This is a genomic window from Kineosporia succinea (genome assembly GCF_030811555.1).
GTDB lineage: Bacteria > Actinomycetota > Actinomycetes > Actinomycetales > Kineosporiaceae > Kineosporia > Kineosporia succinea.
Map to the genome: position 1 here is coordinate 170402 of NZ_JAUSQZ010000001.1, position 23315 is coordinate 193716.

General features: G+C 70.1%; 17 protein-coding genes and 8 tRNA genes. 15 read left to right on the forward strand and 10 right to left on the reverse strand.

Features of this window, described 5'->3' with window-relative positions:
- Window positions 1-249: 249 nt before the first annotated feature.
- Window positions 250-321, reverse strand: a tRNA-Val gene (locus J2S57_RS00835).
- A gap of 173 nt (window positions 322-494) precedes the next feature.
- Window positions 495-998, reverse strand: a complete 504-nt coding sequence (locus J2S57_RS00840) for a TIGR02611 family protein (protein WP_307236943.1) — start codon at window positions 996-998, stop codon at window positions 495-497.
- 226 nt (window positions 999-1224) lie between these two features.
- On the opposite strand from J2S57_RS00840, the gene J2S57_RS00845 reads away from it, so the two are divergent.
- From J2S57_RS00845 to J2S57_RS00890, 10 genes are all read left to right on the forward strand, one after another.
- Window positions 1225-1635 (forward strand): SsgA family sporulation/cell division regulator, encoded by a 411-nt coding sequence (locus J2S57_RS00845; RefSeq protein ID WP_214155378.1) that lies wholly within the window; start codon window positions 1225-1227, stop codon window positions 1633-1635.
- A 454-nt stretch (window positions 1636-2089) separates the two neighbouring features.
- Window positions 2090-2162 (forward strand) — tRNA-Gly (locus J2S57_RS00850).
- Window positions 2163-2185: 23 nt separating this feature from the next.
- Window positions 2186-2259: transfer RNA gene (locus J2S57_RS00855), tRNA-Cys, on the forward strand.
- Between the two features lie 20 nt (window positions 2260-2279).
- Window positions 2280-2354, forward strand: a tRNA-Val gene (locus J2S57_RS00860).
- Between the two features lie 165 nt (window positions 2355-2519).
- Entirely contained in the window at window positions 2520-2951 is a 432-nt protein-coding gene (locus tag J2S57_RS00865) for a hypothetical protein (protein ID WP_307236949.1), read from the forward strand.
- Window positions 2952-3087: 136 nt separating this feature from the next.
- Window positions 3088-3160, forward strand: a tRNA-Gly gene (locus tag J2S57_RS00870).
- 348 nt (window positions 3161-3508) lie between these two features.
- Window positions 3509-3581 (forward strand) — tRNA-Gly (locus J2S57_RS00875).
- A gap of 23 nt (window positions 3582-3604) precedes the next feature.
- Window positions 3605-3678, forward strand: a tRNA-Cys gene (locus J2S57_RS00880).
- A gap of 20 nt (window positions 3679-3698) precedes the next feature.
- Window positions 3699-3773 (forward strand) — tRNA-Val (locus tag J2S57_RS00885).
- Window positions 3774-3976: 203 nt separating this feature from the next.
- On the forward strand, window positions 3977-4681 hold the full coding sequence (locus J2S57_RS00890) for a TetR/AcrR family transcriptional regulator (RefSeq protein WP_307236951.1): 705 nt from the start codon (window positions 3977-3979) through the stop codon (window positions 4679-4681).
- A gap of 20 nt (window positions 4682-4701) precedes the next feature.
- Here J2S57_RS00890 and J2S57_RS00895 read toward each other — a convergent pair whose 3' ends face one another.
- The gene (locus J2S57_RS00895; protein ID WP_307236956.1) at window positions 4702-8079 is read right to left on the reverse strand and encodes an SCO7613 C-terminal domain-containing membrane protein; all 3378 of its coding nucleotides are present in this window, start codon (window positions 8077-8079) and stop codon (window positions 4702-4704) included.
- Window positions 8080-8246: 167 nt separating this feature from the next.
- A complete protein-coding gene (locus J2S57_RS00900) occupies window positions 8247-10670 on the reverse strand; it encodes a pectinesterase family protein (RefSeq protein WP_307236959.1) in 2424 nt (807 codons plus the stop codon).
- Between the two features lie 210 nt (window positions 10671-10880).
- Here J2S57_RS00900 and J2S57_RS00905 point away from each other — a divergent pair, with 210 nt between their 5' ends.
- Together J2S57_RS00905 and J2S57_RS00910 are read left to right on the forward strand one after the other, a co-directional pair.
- A complete protein-coding gene (locus J2S57_RS00905) occupies window positions 10881-12938 on the forward strand; it encodes a sigma-70 family RNA polymerase sigma factor (protein WP_307236962.1) in 2058 nt (685 codons plus the stop codon).
- Between the two features lie 199 nt (window positions 12939-13137).
- Window positions 13138-13911: a PilZ domain-containing protein gene (locus J2S57_RS00910; protein ID WP_307236965.1), complete on the forward strand. Its 774-nt coding sequence runs from the start codon at window positions 13138-13140 to the stop codon at window positions 13909-13911.
- Here J2S57_RS00910 and J2S57_RS00915 read toward each other — a convergent pair.
- Both J2S57_RS00915 and J2S57_RS00920 read right to left on the reverse strand, forming a co-directional pair.
- Window positions 13908-15185, reverse strand: a complete 1278-nt coding sequence (locus tag J2S57_RS00915; protein WP_307236967.1) for an aspartate aminotransferase family protein — start codon at window positions 15183-15185, stop codon at window positions 13908-13910. The genes J2S57_RS00910 and J2S57_RS00915 overlap by 4 nt on opposite strands.
- Window positions 15186-15190: 5 nt before the next feature.
- Window positions 15191-15829: a TetR family transcriptional regulator gene (locus tag J2S57_RS00920; RefSeq protein WP_307236971.1), complete on the reverse strand. Its 639-nt coding sequence runs from the start codon at window positions 15827-15829 to the stop codon at window positions 15191-15193.
- A gap of 110 nt (window positions 15830-15939) precedes the next feature.
- Here J2S57_RS00920 and J2S57_RS00925 point away from each other — a divergent pair, with 110 nt between their 5' ends.
- Window positions 15940-17400 (forward strand): MDR family MFS transporter, encoded by a 1461-nt coding sequence (locus tag J2S57_RS00925; RefSeq protein WP_307236973.1) that lies wholly within the window; start codon window positions 15940-15942, stop codon window positions 17398-17400.
- A 200-nt stretch (window positions 17401-17600) separates the two neighbouring features.
- On the opposite strand, the gene J2S57_RS00930 is transcribed toward J2S57_RS00925, so the two are convergent.
- Window positions 17601-18260 (reverse strand): hypothetical protein, encoded by a 660-nt coding sequence (locus tag J2S57_RS00930; RefSeq protein WP_307236977.1) that lies wholly within the window; start codon window positions 18258-18260, stop codon window positions 17601-17603.
- Window positions 18261-18561: 301 nt separating this feature from the next.
- Here J2S57_RS00930 and J2S57_RS00935 point away from each other — a divergent pair, with 301 nt between their 5' ends.
- On the forward strand, window positions 18562-18930 hold the full coding sequence (locus J2S57_RS00935) for a hypothetical protein (RefSeq protein ID WP_307236980.1): 369 nt from the start codon (window positions 18562-18564) through the stop codon (window positions 18928-18930).
- Window positions 18931-18984: 54 nt separating this feature from the next.
- Here the strand turns inward: J2S57_RS00935 and fgd are convergent, their stop codons facing one another.
- Window positions 18985-19983: a glucose-6-phosphate dehydrogenase (coenzyme-F420) gene (fgd, locus tag J2S57_RS00940; RefSeq protein WP_307236983.1), complete on the reverse strand. Its 999-nt coding sequence runs from the start codon at window positions 19981-19983 to the stop codon at window positions 18985-18987.
- 127 nt (window positions 19984-20110) lie between these two features.
- Between fgd and J2S57_RS00945 the strand changes: the two genes are divergently transcribed.
- Entirely contained in the window at window positions 20111-21730 is a 1620-nt protein-coding gene (locus tag J2S57_RS00945; protein ID WP_307236986.1) for a methyl-accepting chemotaxis protein, read from the forward strand.
- Window positions 21731-21736: 6 nt separating this feature from the next.
- On the opposite strand, the gene J2S57_RS00950 is transcribed toward J2S57_RS00945, so the two are convergent.
- Entirely contained in the window at window positions 21737-22333 is a 597-nt protein-coding gene (locus J2S57_RS00950; RefSeq protein WP_307236988.1) for a PH domain-containing protein, read from the reverse strand.
- Window positions 22334-22546: 213 nt separating this feature from the next.
- On the reverse strand, window positions 22547-23227 hold the full coding sequence (locus J2S57_RS00955; protein ID WP_307236991.1) for a hypothetical protein: 681 nt from the start codon (window positions 23225-23227) through the stop codon (window positions 22547-22549).
- Between the last annotated feature and the right edge of the window lie 88 nt (window positions 23228-23315).

Here is a 23315-nt window from a genome sequence, read left to right on the forward strand (position 1 = left end):
AGCGTCTGTCACCGTGATCAGCCGTGCCAGGACGCGGGGCGAGCCGACTGCCGCAGCCAGGGTCCAGGCGGCTACGACGGCCCGATCATCGCGGAGAATGTCCTCGCGGGCGCGGTGAGCGAGGCTCGGTGTGGTGGTTATGCCGGGGGCTCACCCCCGCAGGACCGGAGAGCCCTCAGTTGCCCTAGTCAGGAGCCCTCAGCAAAGCAACGAACCCCAGATCAAAGCTCTGACCTGGGGTTTCCTGGGTGGGCGATACTGGGTTCGAACCAGTGACCCCTGCCGTGTGAAGGCAGTGCTCTACCACTGAGCTAATCGCCCGCTCTCGTTCCGTTTGCCGTAGCGGCGAACCGAACGAGTAGAACTCTAGCGAACGTCCCCCCGATTCTCCCAATCGGCCCTCGCGTGCCGCCGGCCGGTCGCCCTCCGGCGCCCTCCTGCCTCCGGAGGTGAGATCGGGACCCCGGCGGGCGGGCGTCGTCCGTCAACGGCACTCAGCCGCCCGACAGACCCGTCCACGACGGCAGCCAGTTCTCGGGCACCCAGCCGGGCAGACCGATGATCAGGAATGCGATCCAGAAGAAGCCGACGACGAGCGCGAAGGTCCCCAATCCGACCAATCCGCGAATATAGAGCGGCTGGTCCATGAGCCACTTCGTCCATGCGGATACCTGTTTCCGGGCGAATTGCTCCAATCGGGCAGCCCAGGTGAATTCGGTCGCGAGAACGGCCAATCCGACGAAGACGATCACCCAGCCCGGCCCGGGCAGGGGCACCAGGATCAGTCCGCCGACAACAATCGCGCCGCCGATCAGCCCGACGGCAAGTCGATACATTCGGTTAGTCGAGGGACGACGCCGGACAGACTCCCGCCAGGCGCGGAAACGGTGCACCCAAACCCGGGGGTCGAGCTCTACATCGTCATCTTCTTGCTGGTCATGTCCGACTTCGACGGCTTTCGCGGTCGACTTCAGCGGTCTGTCACCAGGATGCTTCACGAGTCCGGTTCCCCTGACGTAGAACGAAGCTTTGACTGCGGAGGGTGACCAAAGCACCCTGTGGTATCAAGATCGACGAACACTTATTGAGATCACCACTCGGTTGGCGGGTTTCAGTTGGGGTCCGGCAGGGAAAGATGCCGTCGTAAGCCACCTGTGTGCCCCCCGAAACGGTGACGCGTAACGATGAGTTCCGCGAATCCCGGGGCGAAGATGAGGGAGATCGATGCAGCCGCAAGTAGACGTTGAGGCGTCCGTTCAGCTGCGTCTTGTGGTCGCAGACGCCGATGCCGTTCCTCTGCCGGTCAGCCTGCGGTACGGCGCGTCCGACCCGTACGCGGTCCGGGCAGTCTTCTCCGGTGACGGCATGGAGGTCGAATGGGTCTTCGCCCGCGATCTGCTCCGCACCGGACTCACCACGCCGATCGGCGACGGTGACGTTCACGTCTGGCCCTCCTGGGGCACGGGTCGTGAACTGGTCATGATCAGCCTGACGTCCCCCGACGGGCAGGCCGTTCTGGAGGCCAGTGCGGACGACGTCCGCACGTTCCTCGACCGCACGGCAGCCGTTGTGCCGGACGGCGAGGAGAGCCTCTACCTGGATCTGGACGCTGCCGTCGCACGGCTGCTGACCTGACCCAGCCCCGGAATCACTTCCGGCCGCACCCCTGAGCGGCCCGGTTGCTCCGGACGCACCGCCCCGCACCATCAGCACCTCCCGCTCCACCTGGTTTCATCGGGTCCCACCCCCTTGAACGTTGATCCACGTCGGCCTGATCCGCAGTCCCGGCCGGTGATTCGGCACCCGTCCCCGCAGACGAGGTCCGGTCGCCGGCGGGCGGGTCGCCGGGGATCCACAAACCCCCAGCTCAAGACGTACGTTCCGACACGACCACCTTGGCGCTCACCCGCGTGCCGGGGTGGTCGTCGGTTTCCGCGGAGTCAGAAGTTCACCCGTTGCCAGGAGCCCGTGCCGGGCTGTTCACGGTGCGGACGAATGAGTTGGACTTCTGGGCCGCCGGTCGGCTACGTTACTCAGGCACCGAACGAGCGGGTCGGCCGAAAGGCAGGCGCGCGAAGATCGGTGGCATGCGGACATAGCTCAGTTGGTAGAGCATCACCTTGCCAAGGTGAGGGTCGCGAGTTCGAGTCTCGTTGTCCGCTCGGAGACCCACCCAGTCTCTCACGGTGGAGTGGCCGAGAGGCGAGGCAACGGACTGCAAATCCGTGTACACGGGTTCAAATCCCGTCTCCACCTCCAGCACTTCAACAGGTGCACGAGGGCGATTAGCTCAGTGGGAGAGCGCTTCCTTGACACGGAAGAGGTCACTGGTTCAATCCCAGTATCGCCCACCACCGAAAACCAGGTCCTGGACCTGGTTTTCTGCTTTTGCGGCCTGAGTGACCCGGCCCGATCGGGCAGGTCCGGAGCCCGGCGCCGCACCTCTCGTCCCGGATCCGCCGGGGATCATCCCCTGTCGGCCGATTCAGCCCCGTCGGGCAGCCTCCGAACCTCCAGACATGGCCGTCCTCTCCCCCGCCGCCCCGTCCGTCGCCACGCCGTCGCAGCGTGGCCGGTTGCTGTTCATCGCCGCCCTGGTCCTGGCCGCTCTCACGGCCTGGATCGTCAGCCCGCTGGTGAGTGGTGACGAGACCCGCGAGGCGTCCGCCCCGGCCCTGGCCGCCCGGGCCGGCTGCTCCGACACCTACCGGCCCACCGCCGGCCTCGACGCCGACCACAGCGGCAGCTGCACCCTGGCGGACGGCGTCCGCGTCGACTTCCGGATCTGGGACACCCAGGGCGAGGCCAACGCGTGGCTCACGGGCGTCAGCGGAAACAGCGGACAGGGACAGGGACAGGCGGGCATCGTCGGCGGCAGCTGGGCCGCCCACATCACCGGCACCGGCGACCGCGACGCGATCAACCGGATCCTGGCCGACCTCCAGAGGTAGACGGCACCACGCACCTCTGCCGTCACGTCGCCGGAAGCCCGCACGTGTACGGAGCACCCCTCGGGATGGGATAAGTTTGTTCCGCGCCGAAGGGAGCGGAACGGTCGGAAGACCGGGTCGTGAACATCCGGAGCGTGCGGACATAGCTCAGTTGGTAGAGCATCACCTTGCCAAGGTGAGGGTCGCGAGTTCGAGTCTCGTTGTCCGCTCAGATCGAAGGCCGTCGTCGGGTTCGCCCGGTGGCGGCCTTCGTCGTTGAGCCCGCGAGAGTCAGCACGGCAGTCAGCACGGCAGTCAGCACGGCAGTCAGCACGGCAGTCAGCACGGCAGTCAGCACGGCTCCACACGACCTCACCCGGCGAGACCGCCGACCGGGCACGATCTTTGCCGCTCGGGTGATCGCCACCGTCGGCGCGTTGTCGTCGCTGGTCACGGCGTTTCGCATCACACCCGGCGGCACCCCACGCGTGTGCCGAACGGCCTCAGAAGTCTGCTAAGTTTATGGGGCACCGAACGGAGCGGAACGGCCCCGGCCCGAACGCGAAGTGAAGAAGCATGCGGACATAGCTCAGTTGGTAGAGCATCACCTTGCCAAGGTGAGGGTCGCGAGTTCGAGTCTCGTTGTCCGCTCGGAGACCCACCCAGTCTCTCACGGTGGAGTGGCCGAGAGGCGAGGCAACGGACTGCAAATCCGTGTACACGGGTTCAAATCCCGTCTCCACCTCCAGCACTTCAAGATGTGCACGAGGGCGATTAGCTCAGTGGGAGAGCGCTTCCTTGACACGGAAGAGGTCACTGGTTCAATCCCAGTATCGCCCACCACACGAAGCCAGATCAGAAGCCTTTTCTGATCTGGCTTCTCGGTTTTGCCCCGCCGCTCCTCAGCTCCTCGCCGGGTGAGCAGAAGTGCGCCCGGACCGCACTTTCCTCACCCGGCAAGGGGAGCAGGGATGCTCCGACCGGATCGGACTCCGTGCCGCCCCGCCCGCCAGCCACTACCTACCCGCCGGTTCTACACTCCTCACGTGAGCGACGAGGCCCTGACCTGGCTGCCGCGGCAGAGCGACGACGCCGGGCTCGGTCTGCGTGAGCGCAAGAAGCGCCAGATGCGCGCCCAGCTGGCGTCCGCCGCCACCCGCCTCTTCCTCGATCGCGGTTTCGACGCCGTGCGGGTCTCCGACATCGCCGCCGCCTGCGGGGTTTCCGAGAAGACGGTGTTCAACTACTTCCCCAGCAAGGAAGCCCTTCTGCTGCAGCGGTTCGAGAGCACCTGGACCGCCCTGGGCGCCGCACTCGCCGATCCGGCCGTACCGCCGGTGCGGGCCACTCAGAACACCCTGTCCGAGCACCTGAACGCCCTCACCGGCTGGATGGAGTCGCACCCGGACCCGCGCGAGGCGGTCGCCGAGGTGCACCGCTTCCAGGAGCTCAGCCTGAGCACCGCCGGCCTGCGGGCCCACCAGCTCGAGCGGGCCGAGCAGCTGACCGTGCTCACCGCGCAGCTCCTGGCCGGGCGGGCCGGGACGAGCCCCGACGATCCCCGCGTGCAGATCGCCGCCGTCTCCCTGACCGGCCTGTGGCGCGTGCACTCGGCCGGCCTGACCCGTTGTCTGGGTGCGGGCGCCGGGCCGCTGGAGATCCGCGACCGGGTCACCGACGACGTGGCCCGCGCCGCCGAGGTGATCACGGCAGCGCTGGAGCCCTTCTCCCCCACGACCTTTCCGGCCTGAGCATCCGAGCGCCGGCAGGCCTAACGCAACGCCGCCACCCGTGCCCGCACGGAACGCAGCTGGTTCAGCCGCTTCTCGTACCCGCCCCCCAGAACGAGCAGCGCCAGGCCCACGATCGCGGCCCACGCCCACAGCGGCACGGTCGCACCGACCGTCCGCATCCACGGCGACAACAGCACCACCGCCTGGATCACCAGGGCCGCCGAACCCAGCAGCAGCGGCGCCTGCAGGCGCCAGTGGGCACCCGCGGCGGTCACCCCGGCGGCGAGCAGGATCACCAGCGACGGACGCGCGACCTGGCTGCCGCCGTCGGCCACCCCGAAGAGGAGCCCGGGACCGAGCAGCAGCACCAGGCCGGGCGCGAAAGCCACCCAGGAGCGCGGGGTTCCGTTCTCGCCCACCGCGGCGAACCGGTCGCGGCCCTGCACCAGCAGCAGGACCGCGGCGGGAACCGTCCAGACCTCGAGATCGGTGAGCGACAGCGGGGTCTCGTCGAGGTTCGCACCGGCCCGCAGCAGCGCCGTCGCGACCCCGGTCACGGCCGCCCCCAGCAACGCCGGGCGGACGAAGGGCGAGGACCCGAACCGGGTGGCGACGAGAACGACCACCCCGGCCAGCACCATCAGCACGACCGGCCGGACCAGCGTCCCTCCCCCGGACGCCAGCACGCTCGGCAGCACCCCGAGCACGAACGGCGTGAGCAGCACCGGCTCGGGCCCGACCTCACGCGCCCGGCGGCGCCGGGCCCAGAACTGGATGCCGAGCAGCACCAGCGCGGGTGGCAGGGTGTAAGCCTCGACCAGGCGAACGTCCGCGTCCCACAGGCGGGTCCAGCTGGAGAGCATGAGCAGCGCCCCGGCGAGCCAGCCGACGCGGGTGCGGTCGGGGGTCAGCGCGATCGCGGTCGCCGAGACACCGACCACGAGCAGGGTGAGCCAGAGCCGGCCGACATCCCCGGTCGCGGCGAGCGCCACCAGCCCGGTGACGGCCAGCCCGGCTTCGGCACCGATCCGCCGGTCCCGGTCGAGGCGCCCGGTCAGTACCAGCACGGTGACGACGGCCGCCCCCACGGCCGTCGAGAACGCCCAGACCAGGCCGGGATCGAGCGGGTCGAGCCCGTCGAGCGACCAGGCGAGGAGCCCGAGCAGCGGCGTGGTGGTCACGGCGAACAACGGCGGCACGATCGGGAAGGCGGCGGCCGCGGCCGGGAAGAGCCGCACGGCGCCCGCGATCACGGTGGCGAGGGTCAGGGCCAGCAGCAGGGTGAGGTGCCATCCGGGCTCGTAGCCGGACTGCCCGCTGGTGCCGAGCCCGACGGCGAGCGCGATCAGGCCCGGGACGGCGGCGGGGATGCGGTCGGACGTGTCCCACCGCGCCCGGGGCGGCACCGGGAGCCGGGGCACGGTGAGCAGCCCGGCCGAGAGCAGGCCGCCGACGAGGGCGGTCCAGACCAGGGCGGGTTCCTCGTCGGAGCCGATCTGGTCGAGGAACGTGACCAGCACCAGCGGCAGGGCGCCGGTCGCGACCACCGCGAGCGCGGCGCGGGCGAGCGGCCGGAGCGTCAGCCGGCGCCGGGCCAGGAGCACGGCGCCGATCGCGAGAAGCGTGATCGGCACCGGGAGTTCGCGGGTGGTCCACGACAGGAACACCGCGTGCAGACCGCTGAACACGCTGAGGGTCCACAGCACCGGCGCGGGCGGTTCCGCGTCGCGCACGACCAGAACGGCGGACGCGGTGGCCAGGGCGATCAGCAGGGCGACGTTGCCGATGAGCGGCACCGGCGGGATCAGGGTGATCAGGAGCAGCGCGACCGCGGTGAGCACGAACGACAGCGACCGCAGCCGGCGCCGCACGAACCCGGGGAAGAGCGGCCCCCGGGCGGCGATGCCGGTGGCCGCCGCGACGATCGCGAAGGACCCGAGCGCGACACCCCAGATGCTGGTGTCGAGCCGGCTGGTCAGGTCGATGTCGTGGTCGATGACGGCGCTGACGCTGCGGGACGACTGGCCGTACGGTCCGAACACCGCGACGGCCGCGACGGCCACCGACGGCAGGAGGGTCAGTACCGAACCGGTGAGAACGCCCGCGCCGAGAGCGATCCGGCGCAGGGCGGCGTCCGGGGCCTGGGGCAGGCGGGACAGCCCGGTGAGCAGCAGGGCGGGCAGCAGGGTGACGGGCAGAATGGCCCAGGCGTCGTAGAAGCCGAGCGCGCGGGCCAGGTCGAGCGCGGCGAACACGGCGGTGAGCACGGCGACGAATCCCGCGGCCGTCGACCAGGTCCGGCGCAGGCCGACCGGGGCCGAGGCGTCGGCCCCGGTCTGGGCGGCGGTGACCAGCGCGATCGCGAGCAGCGTGAGCACGACCTCGTGCAGGTTCGCCAGCACCACGGCCTGGAGCGAGAGCACCAGCGCCACCGCCGCGATTACCTGGGCGGTCGTGCGTTCGCTGCGCCACGCCGGGGGCAGCCGTCGCCGGGCCAGGGTGACCAGCGCGCCGACCAGCAGGCCGGGGGCCATCGGGGCGTCGACGGTGAGGGTGAGCAGTGACGAGGTCAGCACGGAGGCACCCACCGGCAGCAGCACCACCGCCGCGTGGGAACCGGCCCGCATCCGCCACTTCCAGGCCCAGGCGCCGATCAGCGCCCCGCTCAGCAGCAGGGCCCAGCCCCCGTAGGTCCAGGGCCGGGGCTCGCCGGCGCCGAACAGCCCGGTGCTGCGGATCGCCCACGCGTCACCGAGCACCAGCACCACACCGAGAGCGCCCACCGCCTCGGCGGTCTCGGGCAGCCGCGGGCGCAGCCAGGCCGAGATGCCCAGGGCGGCCAGGGTCGCGGTGCCGATCACGGCCGCACGCCCGGCCAGCGGGATGCTCGCCCAGGAGAAGATCAGGAACCCGATCGCGGCCACGGCCAGCAACAGGGCACCGACACCGACCAGCACCGTGTTGACGCTCAGCCAGGCCGGACGGGGCCGGGGCGGCGCCGGGGTGAAGACCGGCTCGTAGAGGGGCTTTCCGGGCACCGGACCGGATCCGGGCAGGAAACCGGGCCCTGGCCGAACCCGAGGCCCGGGCCGAGACTGAGGCTGAGACGAAGGCCCGGGCTGGGACCGAGACGAAGACCCGGGCCGGACCTGCGGCTGCGTCTGGGGTGCGGAAGCAGCCTGCCGCGCCCACCCGCGCAGCTCCTCCAGCACCATCTCCCGCCGCCCGAGCACCTCGTCGGCCACCCGGCTCAACTGCAGCAGGTGCGCCCCCACCGGTCCGGACAGGTCGATCCCGCACGCCGCGCAGCGCTCGCCGGGCAGCACCGCCGCACATCCGGGACAGCGGCCCTGATCGGTCAGCAGCCGTCTGAGCTGGGCCACAGCTCCCGACGGTCCCCCCACGTCGAAACTCATGGGGTGAATTGTCGGGCACCGACGATCATTCACAGCCGTCTCGCAGCTGGGAGTGGGCAACAACACCCACACGGGCTACTGACGTCCACCATCCGTCACCACCGGGCAGCGACGAGACCCGAACGTGCCTGGTCACGGAAGCGCGGGACCGTGACCAGGCACGAACGTCAGTTACCGATGTTCGCCTGCGGCCCGGTGTAGGTCTTCACCAGCGCCGGGACGTCCGCCGCCGGGTCGAGCGTGTAGGCGTAGTAGTCCGACGGCTTGAACGTGGTGCCGGTCGTCTGCTTCTTGCCCGTGCAGCTGACGCACACGCTGCCGCTCTGGCTCACCGACGCGGTCGCGTCCCCGGCGAAGTACGGGTCCTTCACCTTCTCGAAGTAGCTGTTCTCCACCACCATCGCGGTCGCGCCCCGGGCGTTGTTGCCGTAGGAGGTCACGTTCTGCAGGTAGTTGTTGTAGAGGTGCGCCCGCGCCACGTTGTCGACGCTGGGGTTGCGCTGGTTGGAGTTGTAGATCCAGTTGTGGTGGATCGTGATCTTCGACGTGACGTTCTCGGTCCAGCCGATGCCGAACGTCTTGTTGTGGTCACCCATCCGGTTCCACGACACGGTCAGGTTGGTCGTGTCCTTACGGCTGTCGATGTAGCCGTCGTTGATCTTCGTGAACGTGTTGTGGTCGATCCAGACGTGGTTGGCCGTGTCCATCTGGATGCCGTCGTAGTCGAAGTCCTTGTCGTCCGGGTCGTCCGAGGCCACGGCGGTCTCACCGATGGTCAGGTTCCGGATGATCACGTTCCTGACCCCGGACCTGAGGATGATCCCGCCGTTCAGGATCTTCCCCGAAGTGCCCACGCCCACCAGGGTCTTGTTCGACGTCACCGGGATCTCGTGGCCCAGCGTGGGCACCGTGATCGACGCCGCGATCCTCACCACGTAGGGCGAGGACGAGGTCGCGTACTTCACCAGGTCGTCGTACGTCTTCACGGTCACGGTCGTGCCCGCGGCGCCACCGGTGGTGCCGCCGTCGGTCGAGGCGAAGCCGTCAGCCGTGTTCGACCAGCTCCTGGACGCTGACGTCGCCGCAGCCGAAGTGGTGGCGCTCGCCGTGATCGGGTTCCACTGGTCCGACCCCGCCAGGTAGCGGGCCGGGGTGTACTCGGCCGCCTGCGAGTCCGAGAGCTGCGGCCGGTTGCTGTTCGCCGTCGCACCCGCCCCGGTGTTCCGGTACTCGAAGAACCGCGCCTTCTGCCAGGTGTTCCCGGACATGTCGGTCCACGGCTGAGCCGTTCTGATCGTCGCGGAGAGCGTCGACTCGCGCACCACGACCTGCCCGTCCGGACCCCACGGACGCCCGAACTGCGTCGTGTTGTTCGTCGCCCCGGTGATGGTCGTCCTGTAAAGCAAGAACCCATACTTCGAACCGGCGTCCGTCTTCGCGGCCGTCAGCGGCCCACCGGTGGAACGCTTCTCGTAGATGCTCGTGGAGTCGAACACCGCGGTACCGCTGCCGAAGATGAAGTCGACGGTGCCCTCAACGTAGCCGCCCTTGAAGTAGGTGCGGCCCGAGTTGACGAGCAGCGTGTCCTGGTCGCCGAGCACCCGCACACCGTTGAACACCGCGCGGTCGGCGTCGACCTTGAGCGCGACGGCCTGGTGCCCGTCGGCGGTGCTGGTCTCGTCGAAGTCGTTGCTGAACGTCAGGTTCGAGGCCGCGAAGTCGGCGCCGTAGACGAACGCCGTGGCGCTGCCGCTGGTGCCGTACTCGCCCGCCGAGTGGTTGTTGACGATGACGACGTCCTTGGCCGACGAGCCCGTGCCGGTCAGCGTGACGAACGGCTTGTCCTTGGGCACGGTGACGATCTCACGGTAGGTCCCCGGCTTGATCGTGATGGTGACCCGGCTCTTGTTGCCGGTGCCCACGGCGTCGATCGCGGCCTGCACGGTCTTGTAGGTGCCGGTCCCGTCACCGGCCACCGTGGCCTTGCCGGTGCTGGGCGCCGACGTGGTCGTCGTGGGGGCCGGGGTCGGGCCACCCGACGCGAGAAGGGCCCACTGCATGCGGTTGTTCGTGGTGCAGGTGTCCTGCACCACGGCCGCGCCCGAGGCGGTCGAGCCGTCCTTGACGCTGACGCACAGCCCGGACGCGACGTTCGCGAGCTGGTAGCCGCTGCCGCTGGTCCTCAGCGTCCACAGCTGGTTGGCCTGTCCCGAGGCACACCCCCACTGCTGCAGCCGGGTACCGGCGGTCCCGGTGCCGCCGGGCACGTCCACGCACTGGCCGGAGTTGGCGTTCTGCAGCCAGTACTGGCCCGAACCCCGGTCGAGGAGCGTGAACTGCTGCCAGGAGCTGCTGTCGGTGCACCCCCACTGCTGCAGCTGGGCGCCGGCCGTTCTGGAGGCGCCGGGCACGTCGAGGCACATCGAGCTCTTGACGTTCTTGAGTTCGTAGGTCGTACCGGCCACCGGGTTCGCGGCGCTCGAGGGCAGCACCTGGCTGCCGATGAGCGCGCCGACCGCGGCCACCACGAGCCCACCGGTCAGGGCGGCGCGGCGTTGGCGCAGCCAGGGTTGACGCAGCGTTGCGGGCATGACAGGGATGTCCTCTCACGATGTGACCGTCCCGGGTGGGCCGGCACCGGGGTAGTCGTGCGAGGTGGGGGCGCATAACCGAAAAGCGGAGAACTTCTCGGTGCCTGAGGACGCGGTGGTCGCCCCGGGCGAGAACGGCCGGTTGCCGCCTTTGTCGGGCCTGTGCCAGGATCAGCGGCCCGCGGCGGGCCGGGCGAAGGGCACGTACTGATGGACGGCGGCACGGTCACCACCGATCTGGTGCTCCAGGCGCAGGCCGGTGACCGCGCGGCGCTCGACGCCCTGGTCGCCGCGCACCTCCCGCTGATCTACAACGTGGTGGGCCGGGCCCTGAACGGCGACGGCGATGTGGACGACCTGGTGCAGGACACCATGGTCGGCATCATCCGCGGCCTGCCCGACCTGCGGGAACCGGGGCGCTTCCGGTCGTGGGCGGTGACGATCGCCTACCACCGCATGCAGGACCACTACCGCCGCAAGTACAAGGGCATGTTCAAGCGGCTCGACGCCGAGCACGACCGCATCCCCGATCCGAGCGCCGACTTCGCCGAGCGCACCTGCACCGAGCTGGCCCTCGACGGTCAGCGCCGCGAACTGGCCGAGGCCGCCCGCTGGCTGGAAGAGGCCGACCGCCAGCTCTTCTCGTTGTGGTGGCAGGAGGCCTCGGGCCGGCTGACCCGGGCCGAGCTGGCCGGCAGCATCGACGCCACGCCCCAGCACGCCGCGGTCAAGCTGCAGCGGATGCGCGCCAAGCTCGACGGCAGCCGGGCGGTGCTGCGGGCCCTGAACGCGCGGCCGTTGTGCCCCGAGCTGGCGGAACTGACGCGGGGCTGGGACCGGCACGTGGACTCACGCTGGCGCAAGCGGCTGACCCGCCACACCCGCGACTGCACCTGGTGCCGCCGGTTCTCGCGCGACCTGGTCTCCCCCGAGACCCTGCTGCAGGGGGTCGGCCTGGTCGCGGTGCCCGCGGCGCTCCTGGCCGGGCTGGCCACGTTCGCCAAGGCCGGGGCCGTGAGCGTGCACGCCACGAACGTCTCGTTCCTCGGCTCGCTCGCGGGCAAGTCCGCCGTGATCGCGAGCGCCACCGCCGTCACCCTGGGCGGAATCACCTACCCGCTGTGGACGGGTCCCTCCGAGAAGCCCACGGTGACACCGACCCTGGTGCCGGCCACGTCGTCCACCGTCGACGCCCCCGACCCGACGCCCGGGGCGAGCCCGACCCCGAAACCGACCGCGACGTCCTACATCGGGGTGGCGAGCGCCGACCTGTACGTGGCCCCGGGCGGCGACGACAGCGGAACCGGTTCTCGCACCGAGCCGTTCGCGACGCTGGCGAGGGCCGTGTCGGTGGTGACGCCGGGGCAGACGATCGCGCTGCGCGAGGGCGTGTACCGGCCCACTCAGACCACGGACATCGAGGTGAGCGGCACGTCGGACCGGCGCATCACCCTGTCCGGATACCGCGACGAGACGCCGGTGATCGACCTGTCCGGCCTGCCGGGCGGCGCGTGGGGCATCGTGCAGGGCGGTGACTTCTGGACGGTGCAGGGTCTGGAGATCCGCGACGCGCCGGCCCACGCGTACGTGTGCGAGTCGTGCCACGACAACGTCTTCCGGCGGCTGAGCAGTCACGGCAGCGGGTCGTCGGGGCTGATGCTGCGGGGTGAGGGCACGGCCCGGAACCTGGTCGAGAACGTGGACCTGTACGGCAATCACGACGGGCTCGGGGTGATGTTCGGCAGTGGTGAGGGCAACCAGGTGCGCGGGGTGCGGGCCTACCGCAACACCGTGGAGGGCATCGACCTGGGTGGTTTCACCGATGCCGTCACGGTGCGGAACAGCTGGTCGTTCGGCAACGCCAACGGTTTCACGCTGGGCGGCGGCAACACGACGGTGAACAGTGCGCACGTGCTCACCGACAACGCGGCCTGGGACAACAGCGGGGTCGGCTTCAACCAGGAAGGCAACACCGGTCGCATCCGTCTCACCCGTAACACGGCCTACCGCAACGGGGTGACGGGTTTCTGGCTGCCCACCTCCCCCGCCGTCCTGGTGCGCAACCTGGCGGTGCGCAACCAGGACGACGCCGACGTGTCTCCCGGCGCGAACGCGACGGGGAACGCCTGGGGGGCCGACGCGTCCATCATCGGCCTGACCGACAAGAAGACCACCGAGGGCCGGCGGCGCGAGGACGGCTCCCTGCCCACGACCCGGTTCCTCGCCCCGACCACCACCGCAGGGGCCCGGCTGAACGGACGGGACTGACGCGTCCCCTCAGGTAAACGTTTTGCGACACGAACTCGTGTCACTCCGAATAGTGCTCGGTTCGTCACTCTCTGCTGCTAGGTTCCGAGCCGAATGGCATTCCGGCGTTAGTTCACTGGTCGTCGATCCCAGGCGTGGCCACCGCCTTCCCGAGAGGGGCGGTGCCCGGGGGAGCCGCGTCGACTGAAAGGTTCGGCTGATGAAACTCGTTCCGTGGTCGCGTAAGTCAAGCAGTGCGGCGGTGCCCGCACAGACCGGCGGCAGCAAGGAGAGCGACTCCGCGGCGGCCGGGGCGAAGGCGCGGCAGCGCTACGACCTGCCCGAGGTCGGCAACACCGCCACCGTGATCTGGATGCTCGAGGGCCCCGACCCCGACGCCGTCGTCTATCACGACGTGCCGGCCGAGGTGCGCGGACCCGAGCCCGGCCCGGGCGCACAGATCGGCGTGAAGCTGGAGCTCACCTCCGAGGACGCGCAGATCCTGCCGCATCCCGGTGACCCGGTGACCATGCGGTGGCGCAACGGGCCGCGGGAGGTGCAGATCGCGGCGCGGGTGATCAACTACACCGCGAAGAGCAGCGGCGGTCTGGGCTGGAAGGTCGAGGTGCTCTCGGAACCGGCGCTGACGCAGCGCCGCCGGTACGTGCGCGAGATGATCGCGGTGCCGCTGACCATCTACGACGCGGACGACAACCCCCTCGCGGCGGGCAACACGATCGACATCAGCGAGGGCGGGATCGCCTGCAACGTCAACGGAATCATGATCCAGGAGGGCTCGGACATCAAGGCCGAGGTCACCCTGCCCGAGGTCGGCACCCTGACGATCGACGGCATCGTGCTGCGCTCGGCCGAGGGGCGGGGCGCGACCATCATCAAGTTCGAGGACGGTCACGCCCACCAGGACACCCTGCGGCAGCTGGTCTTCGCCCGGCAGATCGCGAACCGCCAGGCGATGATGGAGTGGGAGTCCTAGGCGGTTTTCAGGGCCTCTTCGAGGATGTCCACGCCCCGGTGCAGGTCGTCACGGCTGACGGTCAGCGGCGGGGCGATCCGGAAGATGCCACCCATGCCGGGCAGCTGCACGATGTTCATGTGCAGGCCGCGTTCCAGACAGGCCTGGGTGACAGCCTGACCGAGCTGGTCCGCAGGGGTTTTCGAGGCCTTGTCGGTGACCAGCTCGAGCCCCTGCAGCAAGCCTCTCCCCCGCACGTCACCCACCACCTCGTAACGGTTCCTCAGGTCGTCGAGCCGGTCCCGGAGCTCCTTCCCCAGGCTCCGGGCCCGGTCGACCAGGCCGTCCCGCTCGATCACGTCCATCACGGTCAGGGCCACCGTGGCGGCCAGCGGGTCGGACACGTGCGTGGTGAAGAAGAGGAAACCCCTCTCGTGACAGACCTCTTCGATCTCGGCCGACGTCACCACCACGGCCACGGGCAGTCCGGCGCCCAGAGTCTTGGAGAGCGTGAGGACGTCCGGGACGACTCCGTCCCTCTCGAACGCGTACATCGTTCCCGTGCGCCCGAGCCCGGTCTGGGCCTCGTCGAGAATCAGCAGCATGCCGCGCTGTTCGCAGTGCTGCTTGAGGCGGGCCAGGTAACCCGGCGGGAGCTCGATGATGCCGCCGGACGACAGGATCGGCTCGACGATGCAGGCGGCCAGGCTGCCGCTGCTCTGCTGGTCGACGATGCCGAAGCCGTAGTCGAGTTCCGTCTGCCAGTCGTCACCGAAGGGTGAGCGGTAGGCGTTCGGGGTGGGCAGAGTGAGAACGCCCGGGACGGGTGGGCCGTAGCCGCGCCGTCCGGCGGAGAAGGTGGTGGCCGCGGCGCCCGAGGTCATGCCGTGCCAGGAGCGGTCGAAGGCCACGATCTCGTAGTTTCCGGTGTAGAGCTTGGCCATCTTGATCGCGGCCTCGTTCGACTCCGCGCCGGTGGTCAGGAGCAGCGTCCTGCTCAGCGGGTCGGGCAGGGACTTCTCCATCGCGACGGCCAGGTCCACCACCGGGCGGCTGAGCATGCCCGAGTACAGGTGGGTCAGGGTGCCCGCGGCCCGGGTGATCGCCGCGACCACGTCCGGGTGGGAGTGGCCGAGCACGGCGCTCATCTGGCCGGAGGTGAAGTCGAGGATCGCCCGGCCCTGCGCGTCGTACACGTACGACCCGGCCGCCGACTCGATGACGCGTGGGGTGAAGCCGCCGCCGTAGCGGATGAGGTGGTTCGCGGCCCGGTTCCAGAACAGCTCGTCCGTCATGCCGTTCAGGAAAGCGCGGTCGTCGTGCTCCTGGCCAGTGCTTCGCCCATCAGAGTTCGGCAGCGCCGGTGGATCTCGATCAGGTCGGCCGGGCGGCCGGCCTCGATCGACTCGGCCCAGACGTCGAGGGCGATGCGGACGGGCACGGCGGCGGTCTCGGTGAGCACCCGGGCGGCGAGCTCGTCGGTGAACCCCATCAGGCGGGTCACCCGGGCGACCAGCTCGTCGGCGCGCTCGGCGTCGAGGCTGGCGGCGGCCATGCGCAGGGTGGGCTCGGTGCGCATGAGGCGGCGCACCCGCAGTAGCTGACGGCCGGGCTCGCTGTCGGCGTCGTCGAAGGCCGTGAGCACCTCGACCCAGATCTCCTCGAGCTGGCCGAGCAGCGGACGGTCGGCGCGCATCGTCGAGATCATCTGCTCGACGCGGTCTTCCAGGTCGCGGTGCGGCACCAGCGCGGCACGTTCCTTGGTGGCGAAGTAGCGGAAGAAGGTGCGCGGCGACACCCCGGACAGGCGGGCGATCTCGTCGACCGTGGTGTGGTCGATGCCCTGCTTCTCGAAGAGCGCGAGCGCGACCTCACCGATCTCCTGCTCGGTCTGGGCGCGGCGCCGGTCGCGCAGTGGCGTGTGATCCCCGTTTTCCACGACACCATCGTAGGGGAATGCGTTCACTGTGTGCCGCGTTGGCAGCCACTGCCATACTGGCTGACAGCCGCGGGGGATGGTTATTTGCGTTGCGACGAGAGGCACCGGACTTGAGTACCGAGATCGATTCACCGCCGGGCACCTACGGGGACACCGGCCCCGGCTTCCGCACCGGCCCCCTCATCGGCCTGCTGGTCTGTGCCGCCTTCGTGGTGATCCTCAACGAGACGATCATGGGCGTGGCCCTGCCCGACCTGATGAAGGAGTTCTCGGTCCCGGCCACCACCGCCCAGTGGCTGACCACCGCGTTCCTGCTGACGATGGCGATCGTGATCCCGATCAGCGGCTGGCTGCTGACCCGCCTGCCGCTGCGCACCGTGTTCGTCGTCGCCATGGGCAGTTTCACCCTGGGCACGCTGCTGGCCGGGCTGGCGCCGGTGTTCAGCGTGCTGGTCGCGGCGCGCGTGGTGCAGGCCGTCGGCACCGCGCTGATGATGCCGCTGCTGATGACGACGATCCTCAACGTGGTGCCCGCCGAACGGCGCGGCCGGATGATGGGCATCGTCTCGATCGTGATCTCGGTGGCCCCGGCGATCGGCCCGACCATCTCCGGCATCGTGCTCGACCAGCTGACCTGGCGCTGGATGTTCTGGCTGGTGCTGCCCATCGCCGTGCTGGCGCTGGCGGCGGGCGCGGTGTGGGTGCGCAACGTGACCGAGCCGGTGGCCTCCCCGCTCGACGTGGTCTCGGTGGTGCTGTCGGCCCTGGCGTTCGGCGGGCTGATCTACGGCCTGAGCAGCATCGGTGAGTCGGCCACCGGCCACACCCCGGTGCCGGTCTGGATCCCGCTGGTGGTGGGCGGTCTCGCGCTCGCGGCGTTCATCTGGCGCCAGCTCGGCCTGAAGACCCGCGCGCTGCTCGACCTGCGCGCGTTCGCCACACCCACGTTCTCGGTCGCCGTGCTGCTGGTGGCCGTGAGCATGATGGCCCTGTTCGGCACGCTCATCCTGCTGCCGATCTACCTGCAGTCGGCGCTCGGGCTGTCCACGCTGACGACCGGCCTGATGCTGCTGCCCGGTGGCCTGACGATGGGTCTGCTCGCGCCGGTGGTGGGGGCGCTGTTCGACAAGCTCGGGCCGCGTCCACTGGTGGCGCCGGGTGCGCTCGCGGCCTGTGCTGCGCTCTGGGGAATGACGACGTTCGACATGCAGACCGGCCAGGGCACGGTGATCGCGGCGCACGTGCTGCTGAGTGCGGGGCTGGCGTTCATGTTCACGCCGCTGCTGACGAGCGCGCTGGGTTCGCTGCCGCACGAGCTGTACTCGCACGGCAGCGCGATCGTGGGCACGGTGCAGCAGGTGGCGGGCGCGGCCGGCACGGCGCTGTTCGTCACGGTGATGACGCGGACCTCGGCCACCTCGGTGAGCAACGGCGTGGACCCGCTGACCAGCGTGGCCGACGGGGTGCACGCCGCGCTGATGTGGGGCGGGATCATCTCGGCGGCGGCGGTGCTGCTGGCCCTGTTCGTGCGGCGGCCGAAACCGGTCGTGGTGCAGGACGTGCCGGCCTGATCCTGGCCCGATCCCCAGCGGTGCCCGTGAGGAGCGGCCGGTCCCGAGTTGTTCTCGGGGCCGGCCGCTTCGGCGGTTGCGGGTCAGCGGCCGCCACCCGGCCGCCACCCGGCCGCCACCCGGCCACCACCCGGCCGGAGCACGGCCGGAGCACGGCCACCACCCACCCGGAGCACGCACCGGGTAACCGGGCCTCGCCGTCAGGCGGCGGCCTTCTTCGCCTCCCACAGGCTCGTGAAGGCCTCGGCCTCCGAGCGCACGTAGGCCTCGAGCATCGGCACGTCACGCGCCCGGCCCAGGGCGAAACCGGCCGCGCCCGAACGCACATCGACGATGCGGGGCACCGCGTCGCACCCGGCCGCCCTCATCGCCTCGCCCATGATGACCAGCGCGCCGTCGGCCGTGGCCTGGGTGAGGCGGTTGGCCTTCAGGTGCAGGAACCAGACCTCTTCGCGCCCGTCCCGCCGCTCGACGAGCAGGTGCGGCGAGACCGAGACCCGCAGGCCCCGGTGCTGCCAGGCCCCGGACGGGGCCGCGGACACCGTGACCGGACCCACCCGCCGGCGCACCTCGAGCATGCCCGCCCGGATCTCCGCGTAGTGAACGGCCTGACCCCGGCAGCGCCGGTCGGTCTCGGAGCGGTCTTCGGCCCGGGACACCGCGACGTCGAGCTCGTAGCGCAGCCGGTCTCGCCTCAGCCCACCGACGACGGCCGTGACCATCGGGTCGTAGTAGCGCCAGGGATGGCGCGTGGGGTCTTCGTACATGGCACGCAGCTGCGCCGGAACCCGGCCCCGCCGGGCACCCGGAGTGCTGATGAACTGAATGATCGAAGGAAGCGACGTCTTGATCTCGGTCATCCCCGGCTCCTGTCCCCTCGAGCAACTCCCCCGATTCTACCCCAGAATCGAACAAATGTTCGATCGCTTATCCCCCGATTCCGGGCCGAAACAGCACCAGTCGGGCCTGTGACCTGCGTTATTCACAGCCCGTTCCCACCACTGCACCATCCGTCGCGGTTACCCTCGAACAGCCGATCCAGAGCCGGGCCGAACTGCCGACGTAGACCGCAGAGAGTTATCTCGCAGCCGGGTCGGTGCCTGATCGGCTGGTGTACCCAGCCACCGGAACCGCATCACGGCCGATAGGAAGAGGGAAGACGTGTCCAACATCGACACCGTCCTGAAGGAAGCCATGCAGATCGACGGCGCCATCGGCGTCGCTCTCGTGGACCACACCAGTGGCATGACCCTCGGCCAGGCCGGTGGCAACACGCTCAACCTGGAGGTCGCGGCGGCGGGCAACACCGAGGTGGTGCGGGCCAAGCTGCGCACCATGGACGCGCTGCGTCTGCGCGAGAACATCGAGGACATCCTGATCACGCTGGACACCCAGTACCACCTGATCCGCCTGATCACCGACAAGTCCGGGGCCGGCCTCTTCCTCTACCTGGCCCTCGACAAGCAGCGCTCCAACCTGGCGATGGCCCGCCACAAGCTGGCCAACCTCGAGCGCACCATCGAGATCTGAGTCGCGGCAGACGAAAAGGCCGGGCCCCGCACGGGGTCCGGCCTTTCCGGCGTTTCAGAGTGCGCGCAGGGCGGGCACGACGTCCTGGGTGAACTGGGTCAGGAAGCGTTCCTGGTCGTGGCCGGGCCCGTGGAAGACCAGGTGGGTGAAACCGGCGTCGGTGTAGCTCTTCACGGCCGCGACCACCTCGGCCGGGTCGGACGCCACGATCCAGCGCTTCGCGACCTGCTCGATCGGGAGCTCGTCGGCCAGGCGGGCCATCTCGACCGGGTCGTGGACCGAGGCCTTCTGCTCCGGCGAGAGCGACAACGGCGCCCAGAACCGGGTGTTCTCCAGCGCCCGGGCCGGGTCCTCGTCGAACGACAGCTTGATCTCGATCGTGCGGTCGATGTCACCCTCGGAACGCTCCGAGAGGGCAAGACCCTCGCGCAGAGCCGGAAGCAGCGTCTGGGAGTACAGGTCCATGCCCTTGCCCGAGGTACAGATGTACCCGTCCCCGGCCCGCCCGGCGTACTTGGTCACGCCCGGGCCGCCACCGGCGATGTAGATCGGCACCGGCTGCTCGGGACGGTCGTAGACGGTCGCGTCGTGCAGCCGGTAGAACTCGCCCTCGAACGTGACCCGCTCGTCCGTCCACAACTGCCGGATCAGGCGCACCGCCTCCCGAAGACGCGCGAAACGCGTGCGCGGCTCGGGGAACTCGACCCCGACCGCGGTCTCGTTCAGCGCCTCCCCGGTGCCGATCCCCAGGATCACCCGCCCCGGCGCCAGGCACCCCAGCGTCGCGAACGCCTGCGCGATCACCGCCGGGTTGTACCGCAGCGTCGGCGTCAGCACCGACGTGCCCAGCTGCACCCGCGACGTGCGCGCGGCCACCCACGGCAACCACACCAGCGCCGAGGGCGCGTGCCCGTCGACATGCCGCCAGGGCTGGAAATGATCCGAGATCCACACCGAGTCCAGACCCTGGTCCTCGGCCTGCACCGCGAAATCGGCCAGCTGTCCGGGAGCGAACTGCTCCGCCGACGCCTTGTAGCCCAGCTTGAGCGTCATGACCTCACCATTCTGATCCACGTCAGCAACCTGCAGCCAACCTAGATCGCGGCCCGGAGACCTTCAACCCGGCGCCACCGATGCCGATGACTATCCGCGAACCGCCATTCCGCGTTGGGGGAACTCGATGGCCGTCATACCTGTCCCTGCGTCCGGGCGCCGCAATCGTCTGGCCGATCTGGGCATCAGTTCCAAAGTGCTCGCCGCCGTGCTCACGGCCGCCGTGGTCGCCGTCGCCGTCTGGGTGTCCGGCTTCGTCGGGCTGAAACGCACGAGCGACGCCGCCCACCTGATCGCCACCAGCAACGTGGCGAGCATCGAGACCCTGGGCCAGGTGCGGAGCACCTTCACCCAGGCCCGGCTCGACGTGACCAACCAGGCGCTGTCGACGGACGAGGCGAGGACCACGCAGTTCGAGTCCGCCTTCGAGGCCGACGCCAAGGACTTCGCCGTGGCACTCACGGCCTACCGCAACAGCTCTCCGGCCAACAGCACACGGACCATCGACACGCTCGAGGCCGGCTGGAACAGCTACCTGACCGTCGCGCGGGACACCCTGCTGCCCCTGGGCCAGGCCAACCGGCTCGCCGCCTGGTCGAACGCCCGGGACACCGAGGTGCTGCCGGTGGTGACGAAGATGACCGACCAGCTGACCGCCATGGACGACGTCGAGCGCGCCGACGCCCGGAAGAACGCCGACCACGCGGCCTCGGTCTACCGCACCAGCCGGAACCTCTCGGCCGTCGTGCTGGTGCTCGGCCTGGCGCTGGCGATCGCACTGGGGGTCCTGGTCGCCCGCACGATCGTGCGTTCGCTGCTGCGAGTCCAGGCGGTCTGCGAGGCGCTCGCGGCCGGCGACCTGACCCGCTCGGCCGGGCTGCCCGGCCGTGACGAGCCCGCCCAGATGGGCCGGGCCCTGGACGCGGCCCTCGGCACCCTGCGCGGAACCGTGGGCACGATCGGCGACTCGGCGTCGGCCCTGGCCGGCGCCACCGAGGAACTCACCGCCACCGCCTCGCAGATCGCGGCGTCGGCCCAGGACACCTCCGCCCGCTCGCAGCGCGTCTCCGAGGCCGCCGAGATGATCTCCCGCAGCGTGGACACGGTCTCGTCGGGCGGCCAGGAGATGGGCGCCGCGATCATGGAGATCTCGCAGAACGCGGCCGAGGCGGCCCGGGTGGCCGAGGAGGCGGTGCGCCTCACCGAGACCACCTCGCAGACGATGAGCCAGCTCGGCGAGTCGTCGGTCGAGATCGGCAACATCGTCAAGGTGATCACGTCGATCGCCGAGCAGACCAACCTGCTGGCCCTCAACGCCACCATCGAGGCGGCCCGGGCCGGTGAGGCGGGCAAGGGCTTCGCGGTCGTCGCCGACGAGGTGAAGCAACTGGCCCAGGAGACCGCCCGGGCCACCGAGGACATCGCCGCGCGGGTTCAGGCCATCCAGGCCGACACCAGCGGCTCGGTCGAGGCGATCACCGAGGTCTCGGCCGTGATCATGCGGATCAGCGAGTTCCAGACCACGATCGCCTCGGCGGTCGAGGAGCAGAGCGCCACCACCGCCGAGATGAACCGCAGCGTGGCCGAGGCCGCGGAGGGCACCGGCGAGGTCTCGCGCAACATCGGCGGGGTGGCCGACGCGGCCGCCGCGACCAGCCGGGGCGCCGACGAGACCCAGGCCGCGACCGCCGAGCTGGCCCGGATGTCGGCCCAGCTCAACGGGATCGTGTCCGGCTTCCGGATCTGACGCGGCTCAGTCCTTGCGCCTCCACCAGGCGTCTTCGGGCTCGGTCACCGGCACCCGGGAGTTGCGCCCGCCCGCCTTCTGGGCGAGGCGCGGCTCCCCGGGGGCGAAGATCAGCTGCGAGATCTGCTGGTAGTGCAGGTCGGAGTCGGGGATGTAGTTGATGGTGCTGAGCGCCTGGTCCTGACCGGCGGACTCCATCACGAACTTGCCGTAGCCCAGCACCTGCCCGGTGACGGTGCGGTCGTACCGCATGTCGGTGACCTTCGACATCGGCATGATGTCGACCTTGCGGGTCACGATGCCGTGCACCAGCATCAGCCGCTTGTCGGTGGCGATGACCAGCTCGTACCACCACTCCCAGACCACCAGGATCAGGCGGGAGAGCAGCAGCAGCCACCCCACCGTCAGCACGGTCGAGACGGCCTCGCCCACGTAGCCCCCGACCGCCGCCAGGACCACCAGCCCCAGCAGGGTGGTCAGGAACGGCTCCGCGATCACGACCCAGTGCCGGCGCAGCAGGAAGACGATCTCCTCGCTCGGCACCAGGTACCGGTCCAGCTCTTTGGGTACGCCCGGTCCGTACCGCTCGGAATGCCCAGCCATGTAGCGCACGATAAGTCGCTTTGAGGGCTTTCACACCCCTTGTTGCCATGCGGGTACATTCCCCGCTCCGAGCCCGGCCGGGCAGGCCGATGGTGGACGTTCCGGTCGCCCTCCCCGGTCACCGGGCCTCGGGCGCGGGCCGGTCAGGCGAAGGTGGTCAGGCGAAGGTGGTCACGAGCAGCGTGACGCCACCGACCGCCGCGATCACCAGTGTCACCCAGCGCACCGGCCCGGCCGGCACGCGGCGCACGAAGGGCAGCGAGAGGGCCGTGCCGACGACGAGACCGGCCACCGCCCAGGACATCTCGCCGAACTCGCCGGAGGCCGGCAGTCCCAGCGCGAGCAGGTGATGAGGTTCAGCGGCAGGGAGTAGGCCTGCAGCGTGGCGCTGGTGCTCGCCGGCGGCCAGCCCCGGGACGCCGCGAACAGGGCCACCGGCGGCCCGGCCGCCCCCGAGAGCACGTTGAGCGACCCGCTGAGCCCACCCGCGACCACCGGCCCGGACCGGCCCTCGAAGAACGGCAGCGGCCGGCCCGCGGCGGCGACGCCGGTGGCCGCCAGGATCGCCACCCCGGCCCCGACATTCAGCCCGGTGCCGCTCAGCTGGTCTTTCACCAGGGTCATCAGGCCGATCGCGAGCGCGGCCGGAACCAGCAGCTTCAGCGCCTCTTTCGGCCGCACCTCGCCCGGCATCCGGGCGATCACGACCAGGTTCAGCACCGCCGACAGCACGAGCACCAGGCGCACGCCCGGGTCGTGGCCCAGCGTCACGATCACCAGGGGCGACACCACCAGGGCGAAGCCCACTCCGGAGAGCACCTGGCAGACCGAACCGAGGGCGACGACCACGGCGACCACGAGGCCGGTGGTGAGGGAGTCCACGAGCACGGACACCAGCATCCCCTACGGCCGTTATCACCCGCAGCCGGCCACACCAGGGGCACCTCACCAGGCCGAAGGTCCCGGAGGACCACCGGTCAGG

Bases quoted from the DNA above. Each gene is read 5' to 3' on its own strand.
- J2S57_RS00915 (WP_307236967.1), bottom strand. From the start codon at position 15,185: ATGACGGACGAGCTGTTCTGGAACCGGGCCGCGAACCACCTCATCCGC.
- J2S57_RS00900 (WP_307236959.1), bottom strand. From the start codon at position 10,670: ATGCCCGCAACGCTGCGTCAACCCTGGCTGCGCCAACGCCGCGCCGCC.
- J2S57_RS00950 (WP_307236988.1), bottom strand. From the start codon at position 22,333: ATGGCTGGGCATTCCGAGCGGTACGGACCGGGCGTACCCAAAGAGCTG.
- fgd (WP_307236983.1), bottom strand. From the start codon at position 19,983: ATGACGCTCAAGCTGGGCTACAAGGCGTCGGCGGAGCAGTTCGCTCCC.
- J2S57_RS00845 (WP_214155378.1), top strand. From the start codon at position 1,225: ATGCAGCCGCAAGTAGACGTTGAGGCGTCCGTTCAGCTGCGTCTTGTG.
- J2S57_RS00905 (WP_307236962.1), top strand. From the start codon at position 10,881: ATGGACGGCGGCACGGTCACCACCGATCTGGTGCTCCAGGCGCAGGCC.
- J2S57_RS00945 (WP_307236986.1), top strand. From the start codon at position 20,111: ATGGCCGTCATACCTGTCCCTGCGTCCGGGCGCCGCAATCGTCTGGCC.
- J2S57_RS00930 (WP_307236977.1), bottom strand. From the start codon at position 18,260: ATGACCGAGATCAAGACGTCGCTTCCTTCGATCATTCAGTTCATCAGC.
- J2S57_RS00895 (WP_307236956.1), bottom strand. From the start codon at position 8,079: ATGAGTTTCGACGTGGGGGGACCGTCGGGAGCTGTGGCCCAGCTCAGA.
- J2S57_RS00865 (WP_307236949.1), top strand. From the start codon at position 2,520: ATGGCCGTCCTCTCCCCCGCCGCCCCGTCCGTCGCCACGCCGTCGCAG.
- J2S57_RS00910 (WP_307236965.1), top strand. From the start codon at position 13,138: ATGAAACTCGTTCCGTGGTCGCGTAAGTCAAGCAGTGCGGCGGTGCCC.